Genomic DNA, 19463 nt, shown 5'->3' with positions numbered 1-19463 from the left:
GGCGATCGTCCATAGTGATCCGGACGATCGCGTGGTCAATCATGCACCAATGGCCAGATCGTTATGGACCTCTGCCGGATCAGGGTCGCGCAGGACATAGCCGCGGCCCCAAACGGTTTCGATGTAATTTTCGCCGCCTGTGGCTTTTTGCAATTTTTTGCGCAGTTTACAGATGAACACATCGATAATTTTCAGTTCGGGTTCATCCATGCCGCCATACAGGTGGTTCAGGAACATTTCTTTGGTCAGGGTTGTGCCCTTGCGCAGGGACAGCAATTCCAGCATTTGGTATTCTTTGCCTGTCAAATGTACGGTCACACCGCCCACATCTACGGTTTTAGCATCCAGATTGACGCAGATCGCACCCGTTCGGATTACGGATTGTGCGTGCCCTTTGGACCGGCGAATGATCGCATGGATTCGCGCAATCAATTCTTCGCGGTGGAACGGTTTGGTCAAATAATCATCCGCGCCGAAACCAAATCCTTTGATTTTGCTTTCGGTACCATCATCGCCGGACAAGATGAGAATCGGCGTTTCGATCCGCGCAAGGCGCAGTTGGCGTAGAACTTCGTGGCCGTTCATGTCGGGCAGGTTCAAATCCAGCAGGATCAGATCGTAGTCATATAGTTTAGCTAGATCGATGCCTTCTTCGCCCAGATCTGTCGCGTATACGTTCAGATTGGCGTGGGTCAGCATCATTTCGATGCTCTTTGAAGTTGTCGGGTCGTCCTCTACCAAGAGCACACGCATATCAGGTCTCCGCTTAGGTTATCTGGCGTTAACTCTGAAACCGAATGGTTAATTACATATTACCAGCGTTGTAATAACTGCATATTCTTCTCATGGTTGTCTATATTTTTGGATTGCAGTCGTGCGTAGAGCGGATTCTCCATGGGTTGTGACAGCATTGACCCATGTGTCGAATTCTTCTTCGGAGAGGTCATAGATTTTCAGGGCGGTTTCACGGGCGATCAGTCCAGCGATAACAGCCCGCACCACGGCTGCTTTGCGTGATGCGACCCAACGACGGGTTGTAGCGGGGGGCAGGTCGGCCCGCGTCATGAATGAACCATCCGGCAATTGAACCGCGCGCGGTCCGTCAATTTTCTTGAGAAACATCACTTCACCTATTTGTGTCGTCTTTTGGGGTATTAGTGGGGGCGCTACTTAACGACAGGTGAAACCAGCACTTGAGAGTAGTTAGCATTTTCATATATTCCCACTGACTTCACCGAGTATTCGCCGGAGGCTGTCATGCCACTCGAACATCCGCTCAATTCTTTGGGCTTTGCCAAACCACCATCAGAAACCCGCGTGGTCGTTGCCATGTCGGGTGGCGTTGATTCATCCGTTGTGGCAGCACAATTGGCCGAAGAGGGATACGACGTCGTCGGCGTGACGCTGCAGCTGTATGACCACGGTGCGGCGCTGGCGAAAAAGGGCGCGTGCTGCGCAGGCCGTGATATCCATGATGCCCGCCGCGTTGCCGAAGAAATGGGTTTCCCGCATTACGTTCTGGATTATGAAAACATTTTCCAAGAGGCCGTGATCGACGAATTCGCCGATAGCTATCTGGCGGGCGCGACCCCTGTGCCGTGCATCCGTTGCAACGAACGTGTCAAATTCAAGGATCTGTTGGCCACGGCCAAGGATCTGGACGCCGACTGTATGGCCACGGGGCACTACATCCAGCGCAAGATGGGCGATAACGGCGCCGAACTGCATTGCGCCGCTGATGCGAACCGCGACCAAAGTTATTTCCTGTTTTCGACCACACCTGAACAGCTGGATTACCTGCGTTTCCCTCTGGGCCATTTGCCGTCCAAGGATGAAACCCGTAAACTGGCGCAGAAATACGGCCTGATCGTTGCGGATAAACCAGATAGCCAAGACATCTGTTTCGTCCCAAACGGCAACTACGCCCAAGTCATCGAAAAATTGCGCCCGGGCGCGGCTGAACCGGGTGATATCGTTGATACCGAAGGCAAAGTTTTGGGCACCCATCGCGGCGTGATCCATTACACTATCGGCCAACGCCGTGGATTGGGGATCGGCGGTCTGGCTGATCCTCTGTACGTGGTGAAACTGGACGTGGATAACCGTCAGGTCGTTGTTGGCCCCAAAGACTTGCTCGCAACCCGCAAGGTGCCTGTGCGCGAAATCAACTGGCTGGGTGACGACAATTTCATGGACGTGCCTGAACGCGAAATCGCGGTCAAAGTCCGTTCGACCCGTCCACCAGCCCCCGCGATCCTACGCGCGATTTCCGAAACCGAAGCCGAGGTTGAACTGCTTACCGCAGAAGAGGGCGTAAGCCCCGGTCAGGCGTGTGTGTTCTATGATCCTGACAGCAGCCGCATCTTTGGCGGCGGTTGGATCTGGCGCGGTTACTAAAGACTGACCATCGCCCGTATGTCTGCGGGCGATGCGCCTTCGTCGCGGAATTTACGGATCGCTTTGGCGTCATCGCGTTTGGCCAACCGTTTGCCGTTCTCATCGCGGATCAGGCGGTGGTGATGGTATTGCGGCGTTGGCAGACCCATCAGGTTTTGCAGCAGAACGTGGATTTGCGTGGCGTCAAACAAATCCAATCCGCGCACCACATGGGTGACGCCTTGGGCTGCGTCATCAAGTACGACGGACAAATGGTATGATCCCAAAAAATCCTTTCTGGACAATACGATATCGCCGACTTCTGATGCGATTTGATCGGTCGTTTTTTCGATCAAACCTGTTTCGCCATCACCCGTTTCCGTGAACGACAGAACGCGGCCCATGCCAACGCGCGGAGTGCCCGTCAGTTCAGCGGCCATCGTCATATTCAGACGTAGTGCAACGCCTTCGGGCAGGTCGGTCATCGATCCAGCGGTCTGCGTTTTGATCCGGCACGTCCCTGGATAGATGATACCGTCAGGGCCGTATTGCACGCCTTCTTGGGGGGCGGATGCGGCGTCTATGATGTCGCGGCGGGTGCATGTGCAGCGATACAGCAGATCGCGTTCCCACAATGATTTCAGGGCGTTGCGGTATGCAGGTAAACGATCCGATTGGCGCATAACGGGCGTTTCCCACGACAGGCCTAGCCATTCCAGATCATCATATATCTGTTGTTCCCATTCGGGTTTGGATCGGTCGCGATCTATATCTTCGATCCGTAGCAAAAACCGGCCGCCGTTTTCCAGCGCCCGGTCATGGGCCAATATGGCCGAATAGGCGTGACCCAAATGCAGCGGCCCAGTTGGGCTGGGTGCAAATCGGGTCACATATGACATTAGGATTGACCGTCAAGCCATTGTTGAAAATCAATTTTTGCGCGGTCTGTGTAGCCTTTGTAGCGCTCTTTGCGGCCCTTGCGGCCGCCGCGCATGCCGTCCAGCGGTGGGAACAGACCAAAGTTCACGTTCATCGGCTGGAACGTTTTCGCATCCGCGCCGCCCGTGATATGCGTGATCAGCGCGCCCATTGCCGTGGTGTGCGGGATGCCATCAATCGTGCGGCCTTGCATTTCGGCGGCTGCCAAACGGCCCGCCAGCAGGCCCATAGCCGCGCTTTCGACATAGCCTTCGACGCCAGTGATCTGACCGGCAAAGCGGACGTTCGGGCGCGATTTCAGGCGCATTTCTGCGTCCAGCAGCGTCGGAGAATTGATGAACGTGTTGCGGTGGATGCCGCCCAGACGCGCGAATTCTGCGTCCTCTAGGCCCGGGATCATACGAAACACTTCTTTCTGAGCGCCGTATTTCATCTTGGTCTGGAAACCCACGATGTTGAACAAGGTCCCCAGCGCGTTGTCGCGGCGTAGCTGCACCACGGCGTAGGGTTTGTTGTCTGGGTCATTCGCGTTGGTCAGACCGATGGGTTTCATAGGGCCAAAGCGCAGCGTTTCGCGGCCGCGTTCCGCCATCACCTCGATCGGTAGGCAGCCGTCGAAATAGCCAGCGGTTTCGCCTTCGTGGAATTCGGTTTTGTCGGCGGCCAGCAGAGCGTCGATGAACGCCTCATACTGGTCCTTGGTCATGGGGCAGTTCAGATAAGCGGTGCGCTCTTCTTCGGTTTCGCCTTTGTCATAGCGCGACTGCATCCACGCTTTGTCCATGTTGACGCTGTCGAAATAGACGATGGGCGCGATGGCATCGAAAAACGCCAGTGCCTCTGCACCAGTTTCGGCCTGAATGGCGCGGCCCAAACCTTCGGATGTCAGGGGGCCCGTCGCGATGATCCAGTGACCTTCGGTCGGCAGTTCGGTGATTTCTTCGTAGGACACGGACACGTTTTCATGTGCCTTCAGCGCGGCGGTCACGCTTTCGGAAAATGGGTCGCGGTCAACGGCCAGCGCGCCACCAGCGGGCAGGCGGTGTTTTTGCGCCATCTGCATGATCAGGCCATTCGCCTGACGCATTTCCCAATGCAGCAAACCAACGGCGTTCTGTTCGTGATCGTCCGAACGGAACGAATTCGAACACACCATTTCGCCCAAATTGCCAGTACGGTGGGCAAAGGTTTCCACCTTTGGGCGCATTTCGTGGATGACCACTTTGACGCCTGCGTTTGCAGCCTGCCAAGCAGCCTCTGATCCGGCCATTCCGCCGCCGATGATATGGAGTTCCTGAGTCATAGCGCGGAAATAGCCCTGAGCCGCGCAAAAGAAAAGGGCCGCGTGATCCGCGGCCCTTGGAAATTTCGCTAATTACAGCGGCAGCATGTTGGAATATAGTTCAGCCGTGTAATCGATAACGCTGGGAACCACGTCAAAGGTTGTAACCGATGGTGCGCCGAATTCGTAATCGATCATGAAGCTGAAAGTGCCTGCCGTGGTGCTCTCTGCGTCGGCTTTTAGGCGGGTTTGGCCAATAGACACTTTGGCGGACAGGTCATCCGTAATGTCGTAGCCGCCAACCAACGCGACATCTGTCATTGTATATACGCCATAGACATCGCCATAGACAATTTCAGCGCCGACGGAAAACGCATCGGTAATGCTGTAGTCGCCAAATGCTGTGATCGAGTAAATATTGTCGCCCGCTTCGCCAATGTAGAACACATCAACGCCACCGTCGATGATGCCAAAATCATAATTGGTCGACAGCGATGCCAAGGTTGCACCTTCATCTTCGGCAATAGTCAGGGTCGCAGAGTAGCCATCGACGCCATAGTCCGCAAAGGCATAGGTAACGGTTTCGGTTTCACCAAAGTTGTCATATGCGTAAACACCTGCACCGAATGTGTAATTATTCAGAACGTATTCTGCGCCTAGACGGGTGTAGGTTTCGGAAGCGCCATCAAAGTCGGCTGCTTCGATTCCAAAAACGACGTTCCAGTTTTCGTTGATGGAATAGGCACCGTACAGAGTGATCGAGCTTGACGAGGTGGTATCTTCGATGCTGCCCTCTGTACCGTAGCCGATGGAGAGGCCGTCTAGCTGTGCGCCCAGAACAAAAGAATTGATCGTGTTTTCGAAGCCAACGTTCAGTTGGCCAGTCGAAGTGGTCATGTCTCCAAGGTCTTCGTTGTATTGCGTCAGGCCGAATTCATAGGACCCGCCAACGTAAGATACCTCTGCTGCTGCAGCGGTTGCAGTCAGGATTGTGGTCGAAGCTAGTGCAATGATTTTGTTCATTTTTATACCAAAAGTTTATCCTGATTTCGTCTTACACCTGGGGTTTGTTCCCTCAAGTATGGTTTTCCTTACCCAAGGTAAGGCTGGTGCCCTGCGACGAAAAAAAAGGCCGCCCAATAGGCGGCCAGTCAGGGACATTTGGGTAATGTTAGTGCGTTGCTTGCATGATGTTGCGTTTGGTCAGGCAATGGTGACCGCCGCCGAAAATCATCAGCGGTAAGGCGAACATCAATGCCAGTGCTGGCGCATACAGAATGACGGGATCGACTATGTTCTGGCTCATGACCATCGCGACATAGACGCCCAAATAGGCGGTGGAAAATGCGGCCATGATGCGGGTGTGGACGCCGAACACCAACCAGATTGCGGAGATCGACAATAGGGCGTCGAATAGGGCGTGGGAAATATTGAACGGAAAAAACAATAGCGACAAACGGGTGCCAAATCCGTTCACGATCGAACATGTGACGACATAAAATAATAAAAGAGCGATCAGTGCTCTGCATGCAAGTAGGACATTTGACATGGGTGCCTCGGACGTTTTTTGTTATGCGTCCAGTTGGCCACCCATTTTGACAACGCGCAATCAGCCAAAAATGCAAAGGCCCGTTTGCATTGCCTTACTTTTGTGTCGATCTAGGCGACTGCCTTGGCTTTGGCAAAGGCATAGTTGATCCATTCCAGCGTGGCGTCGATCACAGGGTCGCCTTTGCGCGTTTCGTGGTACAGAACGAATAGATCGTATTTCACCAGATCATTGTCACAGCCAACAGGCGCCCAGTTTTCATGTTTGTGGGCTAAAACTTCGGGCAGAACCACGGCCAGCGCGTTTTGCTGGGCCAGTTCGAACATCTGCATAAATGTGGACGCGCGGGCAACGGGGTCTGTTCCGAACACCTTGCGGCCCAGTTCTGTCGGTTCGTGATAGCCCGAGCTTTCGGGCAGGGATACCCAATCGGTGCCATTGTAGCCTTTGGGGGCGTAAACGCGGAACACCATAGCGCCGGCCTTGCGCGACAATAGGCGCCCCGTTTCCGGTAGGCGGTCCTGAATGACGATGTCGTGGTCACCCAAACCGCCCGGAACAACGCGGTCACTGAATTCGGGCGCGATGGTTTTCATGCGGCCTTCGGTGCCGATAAGGGCAGGGAACAGGATTTGACTGCTGACGATGGGCGGCGCGCCGATCCGCACAATCTGCCGACCTTCGGTGCTGGACACATTGTTGATTTCTTTGTCGACGCTGCCTTCGAATGTTTGTGCAGCGTCAATCAGGCCCTGAACCATCGGGTTGGTTTCCCAGCCGTTGCGGGTTTTTTGGAACGGGTTGGTGCCTAACTGTTCGCTGAGCCGATCAATGCGGCGCGATACCGTGGCCACGTTGGTATTCAGCAAACGTGCGGCGCCTGACATGGTGCCTGCTTTGCTGACAGCCAATAAAAATCGTAGATCGTCCCAGTTTTCCATGCGGGGGCCTTTGCCAACTGTTAAGGGTCTTGTCAAACAATCGACACGTACAACTAAACGCATCTCTAAAATGCAGGATTTATGACCTGCTTTCAAGCGGAAGTGGTTCCCGCAATGATACCACACGTTTTGGGGTGTTTTGTACGTAAGGCAACAAAACACGCGCCCGAAATCGAGCGCGTGTTTTGTTTTTGATGAACAGCTTTGGGTCTATTCTTCAGTTTGCTCTGGCGCTTCGTCTTCGCCTGCTTCTTCGATGCGGGCGACAGATACGACGAATTCATCGGTCGCGGTGTTGAACACCTTAACGCCGCCAGCGCTGCGCGAACGGAAGCTGATGCCGTCAACAGGCACGCGGATCGATTGGCCTTTGGATGTGACCAGCATGATCTGGTTGTCCATATCGATCGGGAAACAGGACACGATGTCACCACCGCGCATTTGTTTTTCGAACGCTGTGACGCCCATGCCGCCACGACCGCGCACTGGGTAATCGTGCGAAGAGGTGACTTTGCCGATGCCTTTGGCGGTGATCGTCAGGATCAGGTTTTCGGCGGCCGACATTTCCGCATAGCGTTCTGGCGACAGTTCGCCCGCTGGTGCGTCATCTTCGTCTGTTGCGTCGTCTTCGGTCACGCCCGCCATTGCGCGGCGCATTTTCAGATAGGCGGCACGTTCTTGCGGATCAGCCTCAAAGTGGCGGATAACGGACATCGACACGACGGTATCATCACCGTTCAGTTTGATACCGCGCACACCGGTCGAATTACGGCTGTTGAACACGCGCACATCGGTCGATGGGAAACGGATCGCGCGGCCCGAATTGGTGACCAGCATGACATCGTCGTCTTCGGAACAGATACGCGCGTTCACCAGGCTGACCGACCCATCGTCAGGCAGCTTCATTGCGATTTTACCGTTGCGCATCACGTTGGTGAAATCCGACAGACGGTTGCGGCGCACATCACCGGCAGAGGTCGCAAAGACAATCTGCAGGTTGTCCCATTCGTCCTCATCCCGGTCGACAGGCATGATCGCAGCGATGGAAACGCCCTGCGGGATTGGCAGGATGTTGATGATCGCTTTGCCTTTGGCGGTGCGGCCACCCGACGGCAGGCGCCAGGTTTTCAGTTTGTACACCATGCCATCGGTGGTGAAGAACAGCAGCTGAGTATGCGTGTTTGCCACGAAAAGGGTGGTGATCACGTCCTCTTCTTTGGTTTGCATACCAGACAGGCCTTTGCCGCCGCGACGCTGGGCACGGTAATCGGCCAGCGGGGTGCGTTTGATATAACCGCCCGACGTCACGGTCACGACCATGTCTTCGCGTTCGATCAGATCTTCGTCGTCCATATCGGCGGCCCATTCGACGATCTCGGTACGGCGAGGCACGGCGAACAGGTCTTTCACTTCGCGCAGTTCGTCCGAAATGATGCCCATGATACGTTCGCGGGACGCCAGAATTTCCAGATACTCTTTGATCTTCTTGGCCAGCTCTTGCAGCTCGTCTGTGACCTCTTGAACACCGATCTGGGTCAGGCGCTGTAGACGCAGTTCCAGAATGGCGCGCGCCTGCGTTTCCGACAGGTTATAAGTGCCGTCGTCATTCACAGGATGCAGCGGATCGTCGATCAGTTTCAGGTATTCGATGATCGATGCCGCAGGCCAACGGCGGGTCATCAGTTTTTCGCGCGCATCAGCGGCATCGCGGGACGCACGGATGGTTGCAACGACTTCGTCCACGTTGGTCACGGCCACGGCCAGACCACACAAAATGTGCGAACGGTCACGTGCTTTGCGCAGTTCAAACGCGGTACGGCGGGCAACGACCTCTTCGCGGAAGGTAATAAAGTTCGACAGGAACCCGTACAGCGTCAGCGTTTCAGGACGTCCGCCGTTCAGCGCCAGCATGTTACAGCCAAAGCTGACCTGCATCGGGGTGAAACGGAACAGTTGGTTCAGAACAACTTCGGCCGTGGCGTCGCGTTTTAGTTCGACAACAACGCGCACACCGTTACGGTCGGATTCGTCCTGAACGTGGGCGATGCCTTCGATTTTTTTATCACGCGCGCATTCGGCGATTTTTTCGATCATCACCGATTTGTTCACCTGATATGGGATTTCGTCGACGACGATGGCCCAACGATCTTTGCGGATTTCTTCGGTGTGGGTTTTTGCGCGCAGAACAACGGAACCGCGGCCTTCTAGGTACGCTTTGCGCGCGCCGGAACGGCCCATCATCACGCCGCCCGTCGGGAAATCAGGGCCGGGGATGAATTGGATCAATTCGGACGAATCCAGATCAGGATTGTCGATCAGGGCCAGCGTGGCATCTACGACTTCGCCCAAGTTGTGCGGCGGAATGTTGGTCGCCATACCCACAGCAATACCGCCCGCGCCGTTGACCAGCATGTTGGGGAAACGCGCTGGCAGAACGGTGGGTTCTTTGTCTTTGCCATCGTAGTTGTCAACGAAATCAACGGTGTCTTTGTCGATGTCTGCCAGCATATAGGCGGCAGGTTTGTCCATGCGTACCTCGGTGTAACGCATAGCTGCGGCGCGATCGCCGTCCATCGAACCAAAGTTGCCCTGACCATCCAGCAGCGGCAGCGACATGGAAAAATCCTGCGCCATACGGACCAAGGCATCATAAATCGCGCTGTCGCCGTGCGGGTGGTATTTACCCATAACGTCGCCAACAGGACGCGCCGATTTACGGTACGGTTTGTCGTGGCCGTTGCCGGTTTCGCTCATCGCGAACAAAATGCGGCGGTGCACGGGTTTCAGACCATCGCGCAAATCAGGGATCGCACGCGATACGATCACGCTCATTGCGTAATCTAGGTACGAATTTTTCATCTCGTCGATGATCGACACCTGTGGCCCGTCATGCGCCATGCGTACGATTGGTGTTTCGTCGTCGTTTTCAGGGGTTTCCGGAGTATCGGTCACGTTGTCCGCCTGTCTGCCTGTGGCTGCTATATTTTGGTTGTGAACTTATACCGCAGGCAGGATGTGGGGTGCAATGGTTACGTCAGAAAAAGACGGTTTGCGAACATAAGTCGGGATTTCCGTACTTTGGGGGTGGGCGGCATTGTATCGACACAAATGTTCCATATGCTAAGGCAGGGCAAGAAAAGGGGCAAATGAATGACCGATGGATCGGTGAACAAACCGTACTCGGTTTCGGATTTTGCAATGGATTTGACGAATGGTGCCGATCCATTCGAACAGTTTCAAAAGTTTATCGAATGTTTCGGCGCGCGCGGATATTTCTACGGCTTTGTCGGTATGAAATCTGATCTGGATGAATTTGACTATTCTCAGGTTTTGTTTTCCCACCACACATATGGCGCCGAATGGGATGCGATTTGTTCTGGGCAGCCCATCGATCAAGACATCACAATCCAGCTGCTGCTAAATGGTCGGTCCGTGGTTTTTTGGGAATCCGACGAAGTCCGCGACGCCGTTTCCACCCCCGACCAGAAACGCATCTATGACGCTGAAACTGAACTTGGCATGCTGCATGGCTGTTCGATCATGATCGAGAAAAGCGATTTCGGGGCATCAGGACTTGGGCTTTGGGTTGATACCGTATCAACAGAGGCTGAAATGGCCCAATTCTGGGATGAAAACGGTGATCAAATTCGACAGGCAGCGCAAATCTTAGACGCAAGGGCCAGAAGAGATCGCGCAAATTCGCTAATCTGTTTAACGCCGCGCGAATTGGAAAGCATATCTTGGCTGGTGAAAGGGTACCGCCCGCAAGAGATTTGCCACCGCATGTCGATTTCGGAAAAGACGTTTGAAAAACACGTCGCCAACGTCAAACGAAAACTAAAGGCCCGCACTCGCGATAGCGCCATAGCAAAGGCCGTGATGTTACGGCTGGTCTAAACGATGTGACCCTTTGAACACATGGGGACTTTCCCCCACTATCTGCCGTTTGCCGACCTCCCTAAAACAATCGGTGTCTGATGCGTTTGCGTCAGGTTTTCGGGGGCTTTTTTAGTACGTAGTTTTAGGTCTCCCTGCTGACCTGCTTGTTTTGAGTGAGTGGTCAAAGTTGAAGGCAGAGCAATGAACCTCGCATTGTACTCAGCAGGGATTTTACGTGCTTATCTAATTTGGTTGCTCACGGACTGTCGTTGCTTTGTCATAGACCCAGCATAGCTGCCGCGATATACGCACCCTCGTATTATCCAAAGGAGCTATCATGACCCGCGTCACAGTTGGAAACGTCGATATTGCAAATGATCTACCTTTTGCGCTGATCGCAGGTCCTTGCCAGTTAGAAAGCTTGGATCACGCGCGCATGTTGGCCGAAAAAATTGCCGAAGCTTGCGCCGCCACTGGAACAGGCTTCATCTTCAAAGGCTCTTACGACAAAGCGAACCGTTCGTCGCTGGGCGGTAAACGCGGGTTGGGCGCAGAAAAGGGTCTGGAGATTTTAGGCGCGATCAAATCCGAATTCGGCTGCCCCGTGATCACAGACGTCCACGAAACCCACCACTGCGCCATGGCGGCAGAGGTCGTAGACATCCTGCAAATCCCCGCATTCCTATGCCGCCAAACAGACCTTTTGTTGGCCGCTGGCGAAACCGGCAAAGCGATCAACGTGAAAAAGGGCCAGTTCCTCGCGCCTTGGGATATGGCCAACGTTGCTGCGAAAATCGAAAGCACGGGCAACACCAACATCATGCTGTGCGAACGCGGCACATCGTTTGGCTATAACACGCTGGTCAGCGATTTCCGCGGCCTGCCGACCATGGCTGAAACGGGTTATCCGGTCGTGTTCGATGCAACCCATTCGGTGCAACAACCAGGCGGTAACGGCAATTCGTCGGGCGGTGATCGCCGTATGGTGCCACCACTTGCCCGCGCGGCTGTCGCCGTCGGCTGTGCGGCGCTATTCATCGAAACCCACGAAGACCCCGACAACGCCCCATCCGATGGTCCGAACATGGTGCCAATCGAACAGTTGCAACCTTTGCTGGCCAAACTGCGGGCGCTGGATAACGTGATGAAATCGTAATCTGCGCCCACCGCCGCAGGCATAAAACGAATAAAGCCCGCCAATCTGGCGGGCTTTGCATTTGAATAACTGGGCCTGATCAGTCCAGAAATGCCTTTTCTACAACGTAGTGTGCTGGCTTCGAATTTGCGCCTTCTTCTAGACCATAGTTTTCGAACATCTCTTTTAGTTCTAGGTTAAACGCCAGATTGCCGCAGATCATCGCGCGGTCGGTTTCTGGGTTCAAAGGCTCTACGCCCAGATCAGCAAAAGCTTCGCCCGATTTCATCAGGTCCGTGATGCGGCCCATCTTTGGGCTCTCTTCGCGGGTGGTGGTTGGGTAGTATTTGATCTTTTTCCAGAACCCTTCGCCCATCAGCTCGTTCAGCAGCTCGTCGGTTTTCAGGCCTTCGATCAGGTCGCGACCGTAGGTCAGTTCGCCCACTTCGCGGCAGGTGTGGGTGATGATGATCTCGTCGTAATCTTCATATGTTTGCGGTTCGCGCAGCAGCGACGCGAAAGGCGCGAAACCAGTGCCGGTCGCAAAGAACCAGATGCGTTTGCCTGGGATCAGCGCGTCATGCACCAGCGTGCCCACTGGTTTCGGACGTAGGATGATTTCATCGCCCACTTTGATGTGCTGCAATTTCGATGTCAGAGGGCCGTCTGGCACCTTGATCGAATAGAACTCCAGCTCTTCGTCCCACGATGGGGACGCGATGGAATAGGCGCGCAGCAGCGGTTTTACCTTGCCGGTTTTTTCATCGGGATCGCCCATCAGGCCGATCATGACGAATTCGCCCGAACGGAAACGCATGGACGCAGGACGCGTGCAGCGGAACGAAAACAGACGGTCGGTGTAGTGTTTGACCTCGGTCACGGTCTGCGCGTCGGGCAGGTGCGGTTTTGCTGGGGCTTCTTTTACGTTTGCTTCGGTCATCGTATCCTCGGGCGGCAGGGAGGGCTGCCTAGTTTAAATCGTCTTTTGGTTCGGATCAGCCGCGCACGCGGGCCTGATAATCATTGGCTTTCCAATCCGACCGTGTCTGCCAGAGGTTTTCTGGCTGGCGGGCAGCGAGGTCATCGCTGATGGCTACTTCGTCAAAGCCCGAACGGCGGGCCATGGTGTATTGTTCGCAAATCACATGTCCCTGCGCGCGCAGGCGACCCTGATACCCTAGCTTGCGCAGCTGGGATGCCAATGTAAATCCGCGTCCATCGGCAAAAGATGGGAAATCAATCGCAACAATGCTTGCTTTTAAGGCTGCCGTAAGGTCAGCGGGATTGGTATCCGACGGGATTAGCACCGCATCTTGGCCGTCTAGGTCGGGCAGGGCGGTGAATTCCACGTTCAGGTCATCGGCGGCAAAGCCGGTATCGGTGACAATAACAGTCATTTCTTTCTCTCCTTACGCGGCGCCGGCACGGACAATTTTGCCGTCGACAATGTGAATGCCACATTCGGTTTTATTGGAATTGCGCCAGCGACCGGCGCGTGGATCTTCGCCTTCTTTCACGGGGCTGGTGCAGGGCGCACAGCCGATCGAAGGGTACCCTTGGGCCACCAACGGGTGACGCGGCAGGCGGTTTTCAGTCATGTAGTCCTGAACGTCCTGAATGTCCCAATGGGCCAAAGGGTTGATTTTGATCCGCTTGTCATCTTCGTTTTCGAAAAAATCCAGCGCAGCGCGGGTCGAGCTTTGGAAACGTTTGCGGCCCGTGATCCATGCATCAAAACCTTCCAATGCGTTCTGCAGTGGAATGGTTTTGCGCAAGGCGCAGCACGCATCGGTGTTGAACTGATGCAATGTGCCGTCAGGGTCTTCGATCCGTTTTGCGCTGTCTGCGGCGCGGATGATGCGCAGGTTTTTCAGATGCAGGCGTTCGGTCAATTCTTGCTGATAGGCAATCGTTTCCGGAAACAGCATTTCAGTATCGATGAACAACACAGGTGTTGTGTTGTCGATCACCGAAACCAAATGCAGCAAAGCCACGGATTCAGCCCCGAAAGACGACACCATGGCGATTTGGCCAACTTGGTCGTCTTTCAATGCACCTTCTAGCACCGCAGTCGCACTGTGGTGTTTATAGCGTGTATTCAGGGCGTTGACCCGTGTTTGTACGGGTTCACTCAGCGGCATGTGCCTTTGCCTCCGTTTCGTATAGCGCGGCTTTGAACGGGTCCATGCCCAGACGGCGATACGCTTGCAGGAATGTTTCTTCGGCGTTCAAACGCAGGTCCAGATAGGCACGGACGATACGTTCGATTGCGTCTGTGATGTCCTCGGCGGCAAAGCCGGGGCCAGTGCGGTCGCCAACTACAGCATCTTCGGTGCCATCGCCACCCAAAGTGATCTGGTAATTTTCAACGCCAGCGCGATCCAGACCCAGAATGCCGATGTGACCCACGTGGTGGTGACCACAGGCGTTGATGCAGCCAGAGATTTTGATCTTGAGCGGGCCAACTTCGTGTTCCAGTTTCAGTTCGTCGAAACGGACAGCGATTTCCTGTGCGATCGGGATCGAACGCGCGGTTGCCAGCGCGCAGTAATCCATACCGGGGCAGGCGATAATATCAGAGATCAGGCCGATGTTCGCCGTTGCCAGACCCGCAGGTTTCAGCGCGTCATAGATCGCCGGCAGGTCCGATTTGTGGACATGCGGGATGATGACGTTCTGTTCGTGGCTGATGCGTAGTTCGTCGTGGCCGTATTGTTCGGCCAGATCTGCCATCAGGCGCATCTGATCTGCGGTCGCATCACCAGGTGTTTCGCCGTGCTTTTTGATCGAAATCGTCAAAATGCCATAGCTATCGACCTTGTGCGCGGCGACGTTGGTATCCACCCAGCTGCGGAACACAGGATCGCTGTTCAGGCGGGCGTCAAACGCATCCAAGGGCGCGTTTTTATACGCTGGTGCCGCGAAATGGGTTTCGATGTCGCGCAGCATGTCCTGATCGACACCGCTGAATGTCGGGTGGATCAGAGCAAAACGTTCGTCCACCAGACGTTTGATTTCGTCCAGACCGTTTTCATGCACGGTGATTTTAATACGCGCTTTGTATTTGTTGTCGCGGCGGCCCAGCAGGTTCCACACGGAAACCACGGCTTCGACGTAGGGCAGCAGGTCAGCCTTTGGCAGGAATTCGACGATGGTTTTGCCGATCATTGGCGTACGGCCCAAACCGCCGCCCACGATCACGCGGTAACCTGTTTCGCCTGCATCGTTACGAACAACCTGAATGCCGATATCGTGTGCTTTGACCACTGCGCGGTCTGCAGCGCCAGCCGATACCGCGATTTTGAATTTGCGCGGCAGGAACTGGAACTCAGGGTGATCGGTCGACCACTGGCGCAGCAATTCTGCTGTTGGGCGCGGGTCTTCGACTTCGTCCGCGGCGGCGCCAGCGAAATGGTCGGCGGTCACGTTACGGATGGTGTTACCCGAGGTCTGCAGCGCATGCATTTCCACATCTGCCAGCGCAGACAGGATTTCAGGTACGTCCTGCAGTTTCGGCCAGTTGTACTGGATGTTCTGACGGGTGGTAAAGTGACCGTACCCTTTGTCGAACTTTTCAGCGATCATCGCCAATTGGTTCATCTGGCGGCTGTTCAGCGTGCCATAAGGGATCGCCACACGCAGCATATAGGCGTGCAGCTGTAGGTACAGACCGTTCATCAAACGCAGAGGGCGGAATTCTTCTTCGGTCAATTCGCCTGCGATGCGGCGGTCAACCTGATTGCGGAACTGTTCAACGCGGCTGCGGACAAAGGCTTCGTCAAAGTCGTTGTACTTGTACATGGCTTATAGCTCCACCTGTTTGCCGTGGGCGTAGTTCGATGGGCCACGGGTGCGGAAAGTTTCGCGGAAATGGGTTGGCTCTGGACCGTTTTCGCCCAGTTTTGCGTCGGCCAGATAGGCACCGACCGTAATGTCCGCCTGCGACGCGGCAAAGGCCAGTCGTTCGTCGGCGCGCTCTGCATCGTCGATGTATTCGGCTTCGGACATGGTGCGGGTCCACTGGTTGTCAGCGGTCAGCCAGATGGCATCGCCATCCAGCAGGTGATTTGCGGTAACGACTTTGGGTGTGAACCGGCGGCTCATTGTGCGGCCTCCTTTGCGGGCAATGTGCTGGCAGCCTGAACCGCATCGCGCGGGGACAGGCCATATAGGGTCAGGGCAGGGCCGTTCAGGCCTGCGTCGGTTATGGTCGGTTCCAGATCTTGCAGAGTGGTCGCGATCACGCGGGTATCTGCACGGCTGGCGTTTTCAATAATGGTGACAGGCGTCAGCGGATCAGCGCCATGCATCAGCAGACGGCCCTGAACGAAACGAGCGGCTTTTTTGCCCATATAGATCGCAGCGACTTCGCCGTTTTGGGCCAAGGCACGCCAGTCATGATCGGCGAAACCTTTCATGTCGTGGCCAGTGACCAGACGCACCGACGAATTGCGGTCGCGTTTGGTCAGGCTTTGACCGATTTGCGCAACGGCGGCGGATGCAGCGGTGATGCCCGGCACGATACGGTAATCAATGCCAGCGGCGGTGATCGCGTCGATTTCTTCGTCCAGACGGCCAAACACGGTTGGGTCGCCCGATTTCAGGCGCACAACGTGGTGCCCGTCTTTAGCGTGCTGAACGATCAGGTCGTTGATGCGATCCTGCGACATGGATTTGCCGAAACCTTCTTTGCCGGCGTTGACCATGACGGCCTCGCGGCGGGCCAGTTCCAGAATTTCGGGCGAAACCAGACGGTCATAGATCACAACGTCAGCGGCATCCAATGCCTTGCGCGCCTTGAGTGTCAGCAGTTCGGGATCACCGGGGCCTGCGCCGACCAGATCAACGTGACCTTTGCGGCTATCGGTGAACAGGTGACGGTCCAGCGTGGTTTCCAATGCGGTCTGAACGCCCTGTTCGCCAGTGGTTTCAAACGCACGCGGGCCGGATTTGAAATAGTAGTCCGCCCAGAATTCGCGGCGCTTGCGGCCCATCGGCAGGACATCAGCGGCGGCGCGGAACGCTTTGCCCATGCGGGCCAAAAGGCCCAGATTGGACGGCAGGCGCTGTTCCAGATCGGCCTTGATCGCGCGGGCCAGAACGGGTGCTGCGCCTTCGGTGCCGATGGCCACGGTCACAGGATCACGGTCCACGATCGCAGGCGTGATGAAATCCGAATTGTGCAGGTCATCGACCACATTCACCAACGCCCCTTCGTCATGGGCGATGGCGATCACGCGCGCGTCTTCTAACACGTCTTCGTTCGCTGCGTAAACCAAACGGGCACACATCGCATCACCATAGTCAAAGTGACGCTGAACAAGACGCAGGCGTTTCTGCGCGGCCAATTCCAACAGGTCTGCATGTGGGTCGGCTGCGAATACAGTGATGTTCGCCTCGGTCTTGAGCAGCAGGCGCAATTTCGCAAGCGCAGCTTCGCCACCGCCCGAAAGGACGATGCGGCGACCTGCGACCAAAAGAAAGACTGGAAAGTGCTGCATGGGTAAGCTCCGATTTCTGCACTTTATATAGGATAAAATTCCCCATTCTGCCTATTGCGTCAGGCAAATAAGGACGTATGTTTCAGTTGCGTTGCCATCGGTAACGGGTGTTCCAAATGAACGGAGAAATCGGGATGGCGTTTCGAATTGACGATATGGATCGGAAAATTCTCAAACAATTGCAGGCCGACGCGGCACAGTCGTTGGACGATATCGCCCGCGAAGTCGGGTCATCCAAGACGCCCGTTTGGAATCGCATCCGCAAAATGAAAGAGGCCAATATCATTGGCCGACAGACCGTTTTTCTGGACGCCGAAGCGTTAGGGTTCGAAGCCTGTTTCTTTGTGCTGATCCGCACCAGCGCCCACGAAAAAGATTGGCAAGACAGGTTCCTTGCGGCGCTAAAGGCGCGTCCAGAGGTGCAAGAGGCGCACCGACTGGCAGGGGACATCGATTACATCCTCAAGGTACGCGTGAAAAATGCGCGCGCTTATGACGAATTCTATCAGGCGCTGATTTCCGAGGTGCGCATTCACAATGTGACCGCGCTGTTGTCGATGGAAGAAATCAAATCAACTCTGGATCTGCCGCTGTAATATCCCCGCGCTGGTTGCGCCGCCGTTTGGCTAGTTCAGGCTTTGGCTTTGAAAACCGACAGTTTTTCTAGTCCGTGAAAATGGAACACGTCTGCATATTTAGGCAATTCATGCAGCCGCAGATCAGGACAGCGTTGGGTTAGCGCAGCAAGAGCAATGCGCAATTCCAAACGCGCCAAAGGCGCGCCCACGCAGAAATGAATTCCCGCACCGAAACTGGTATTGGTTGGTCCAGCACGGTCAGGCATAAATGCACTGGGCGCGGGGTAAGTTTCAGGGTCACGGTTCGCCGCAGCAAGCAAGCACCCGATCTGATCCCCGCGTTTGAATTGGTGGCCGAATAATTCCACATCTTCGTAGACCCATCGGGTGAACATATGCAGGGGCGGGTCGAACCGGATGATCTCTTCTACGGTGGCGGGCGTAATATCCGGTTTGCCGTTCTGGATCAGTGTGTAGACACCGTTTCCCAGCGTATGCACGGTTGCTTCGTGACCTGCATTTAGCAACAGGATCACAGTGGTGATCAGTTCATCGGTCGACAGCTTTTCACCTTCTTCTTCGGCGCGGATCAATTCGGATATCAGATCGTCAGCAGGGGCTTTGCGTTTTTCATCGATAAAACCACGCACGAAATCCGAAAATTCCTGAGCGGCTGTGGCGGCGGCCAGTTCAATATCTTTGGTGCGGCGCGCCTGATAGATCGCAACCATGTCGTTTGACCACGCCAACAGCTGGTCCGCGTGATGGCTGGGAACCCCCAGCAGGTTGCAAATCACGATGACGGGCAGGGGGCGGGCATAATAGTCCAGCAGGTCAAACGGTCCGTCTGGGAAACGATCGATCAAATCATTGCACAAACTCTGTATCATCGGTTCCAACGCCGCGATCCGACGCGACGTGAACGCGCGCGTCACCAGCGACCGCAGCCGCGTATGGCGGGGTGGTTCCAATTCCAGCATCGAATGATTTTCAACCGCATAAAACGGGCGCAAATGATCGGGGATGTTTGGCGCTTTTTCAGGCGGGGCTTCGCGGCCCAAACGGCGGTCTTTTAATATCGCTGTCACCGCACGATAGGATGTGGCGCAGGGTAAATCGTAGTCTTCCCAATAAAATAGATCACCGGCAGCGCGGGCGCGATCGTAAAATCCATAAGGGGATTGTATAAAATCGGGGTCTGTCGGGGACTGCTGAAATTTTTTCATATGGTCAAAATGCCGATCCTACTGGTCAAGGCAAGTGGGGTTTTCTATCTTACCGCC

At 55.1% G+C, this 19463-nt stretch carries 19 protein-coding genes; 4 read left to right on the top strand and 15 right to left on the bottom strand.

All coding sequences use genetic code 11. The features are described 5' to 3' along the window. Positions 1-39 precede the first annotated feature (39 nt). Both ctrA and sciP read right to left on the bottom strand, forming a co-directional pair. On the bottom strand, positions 40-753 hold the full coding sequence (gene ctrA, locus ACXAGA_RS15370) for a response regulator transcription factor CtrA (RefSeq protein WP_475118347.1): 714 nt from the start codon (positions 751-753) through the stop codon (positions 40-42). A 90-nt stretch (positions 754-843) separates the two neighbouring features. Beyond that, positions 844-1122, bottom strand: coding sequence for a CtrA inhibitor SciP (gene sciP / locus ACXAGA_RS15365; protein WP_475118346.1), 279 nt, complete (start codon positions 1120-1122; stop codon positions 844-846). A gap of 135 nt (positions 1123-1257) precedes the next feature. Here sciP and mnmA point away from each other — a divergent pair, with 135 nt between their 5' ends. Then, a complete protein-coding gene (mnmA, locus tag ACXAGA_RS15360; protein WP_475118345.1) occupies positions 1258-2397 on the top strand; it encodes a tRNA 2-thiouridine(34) synthase MnmA in 1140 nt (379 codons plus the stop codon). Here mnmA and gluQRS read toward each other — a convergent pair. From gluQRS to gyrA, 6 genes are all read right to left on the bottom strand, one after another. After that, a complete protein-coding gene (gene gluQRS / locus ACXAGA_RS15355) occupies positions 2394-3275 on the bottom strand; it encodes a tRNA glutamyl-Q(34) synthetase GluQRS (RefSeq protein WP_475118344.1) in 882 nt (293 codons plus the stop codon). The genes mnmA and gluQRS overlap by 4 nt on opposite strands. After that, positions 3275-4618 carry a methylenetetrahydrofolate--tRNA-(uracil(54)-C(5))-methyltransferase (FADH(2)-oxidizing) TrmFO gene (gene trmFO, locus ACXAGA_RS15350; protein WP_475118343.1) on the bottom strand — a complete coding sequence of 448 codons (1344 nt, stop codon included), beginning with the start codon at positions 4616-4618 and terminating at the stop codon, positions 3275-3277. The genes gluQRS and trmFO overlap by 1 nt, the downstream gene beginning before the upstream one ends. Positions 4619-4690: 72 nt before the next feature. Beyond that, a complete protein-coding gene (locus ACXAGA_RS15345) occupies positions 4691-5620 on the bottom strand; it encodes a hypothetical protein (RefSeq protein ID WP_475118342.1) in 930 nt (309 codons plus the stop codon). Between the two features lie 148 nt (positions 5621-5768). Next, positions 5769-6146 (bottom strand): hypothetical protein, encoded by a 378-nt coding sequence (locus ACXAGA_RS15340; protein WP_475118341.1) that lies wholly within the window; start codon positions 6144-6146, stop codon positions 5769-5771. A gap of 110 nt (positions 6147-6256) precedes the next feature. After that, entirely contained in the window at positions 6257-7087 is an 831-nt protein-coding gene (locus tag ACXAGA_RS15335; RefSeq protein WP_475118340.1) for a LysR family transcriptional regulator, read from the bottom strand. Positions 7088-7297: 210 nt separating this feature from the next. Further along, positions 7298-10039, bottom strand: coding sequence for a DNA gyrase subunit A (gene gyrA, locus ACXAGA_RS15330; RefSeq protein WP_475118339.1), 2742 nt, complete (start codon positions 10037-10039; stop codon positions 7298-7300). 198 nt (positions 10040-10237) lie between these two features. Here gyrA and ACXAGA_RS15325 point away from each other — a divergent pair, with 198 nt between their 5' ends. Both ACXAGA_RS15325 and kdsA read left to right on the top strand, forming a co-directional pair. After that, positions 10238-10984: a helix-turn-helix transcriptional regulator gene (locus ACXAGA_RS15325; protein ID WP_475118338.1), complete on the top strand. Its 747-nt coding sequence runs from the start codon at positions 10238-10240 to the stop codon at positions 10982-10984. A gap of 319 nt (positions 10985-11303) precedes the next feature. Next, the gene (gene kdsA / locus ACXAGA_RS15320; RefSeq protein WP_086452451.1) at positions 11304-12122 is read left to right on the top strand and encodes a 3-deoxy-8-phosphooctulonate synthase; all 819 of its coding nucleotides are present in this window, start codon (positions 11304-11306) and stop codon (positions 12120-12122) included. Between the two features lie 79 nt (positions 12123-12201). Here kdsA and ACXAGA_RS15315 read toward each other — a convergent pair whose 3' ends face one another. From ACXAGA_RS15315 to cysG, 6 genes are read right to left on the bottom strand one after another with little or no spacing between them, the layout of a single operon-like run. After that, positions 12202-13041, bottom strand: coding sequence for a ferredoxin--NADP reductase (locus ACXAGA_RS15315; RefSeq protein ID WP_475118337.1), 840 nt, complete (start codon positions 13039-13041; stop codon positions 12202-12204). Positions 13042-13096: 55 nt separating this feature from the next. Beyond that, entirely contained in the window at positions 13097-13498 is a 402-nt protein-coding gene (locus tag ACXAGA_RS15310; RefSeq protein WP_475118336.1) for a DUF934 domain-containing protein, read from the bottom strand. 12 nt (positions 13499-13510) lie between these two features. After that, entirely contained in the window at positions 13511-14242 is a 732-nt protein-coding gene (locus tag ACXAGA_RS15305) for a phosphoadenylyl-sulfate reductase (protein WP_475118335.1), read from the bottom strand. Next, positions 14229-15902, bottom strand: a complete 1674-nt coding sequence (locus ACXAGA_RS15300; protein WP_475118334.1) for a nitrite/sulfite reductase — start codon at positions 15900-15902, stop codon at positions 14229-14231. Before ACXAGA_RS15300 ends, ACXAGA_RS15305 begins: the two co-directional genes overlap by 14 nt. A 3-nt stretch (positions 15903-15905) precedes the next feature. Further along, positions 15906-16205, bottom strand: coding sequence for a DUF2849 domain-containing protein (locus tag ACXAGA_RS15295; RefSeq protein WP_475118333.1), 300 nt, complete (start codon positions 16203-16205; stop codon positions 15906-15908). Continuing rightward, complete coding sequence (cysG, locus tag ACXAGA_RS15290) at positions 16202-17602, bottom strand: siroheme synthase CysG (protein WP_475118332.1); 1401 nt, start codon at positions 17600-17602, stop codon at positions 16202-16204. The genes ACXAGA_RS15295 and cysG overlap by 4 nt, the downstream gene beginning before the upstream one ends. 134 nt (positions 17603-17736) lie before the next feature. On the opposite strand from cysG, the gene ACXAGA_RS15285 reads away from it, so the two are divergent. Next, a complete protein-coding gene (locus tag ACXAGA_RS15285; protein WP_475118331.1) occupies positions 17737-18198 on the top strand; it encodes an Lrp/AsnC family transcriptional regulator in 462 nt (153 codons plus the stop codon). A gap of 35 nt (positions 18199-18233) precedes the next feature. Here ACXAGA_RS15285 and ACXAGA_RS15280 read toward each other — a convergent pair whose 3' ends face one another. Then, the gene (locus tag ACXAGA_RS15280) at positions 18234-19406 is read right to left on the bottom strand and encodes a cytochrome P450 (RefSeq protein WP_475118330.1); all 1173 of its coding nucleotides are present in this window, start codon (positions 19404-19406) and stop codon (positions 18234-18236) included. Positions 19407-19463: the final 57 nt, after the last annotated feature.

The organism is Marivivens sp. ABH4_498, assembly GCF_056160585.1.
Note: the sequence above shows the minus strand (reverse complement) of the source record. Positions and strands in the feature narration are given on the sequence as shown.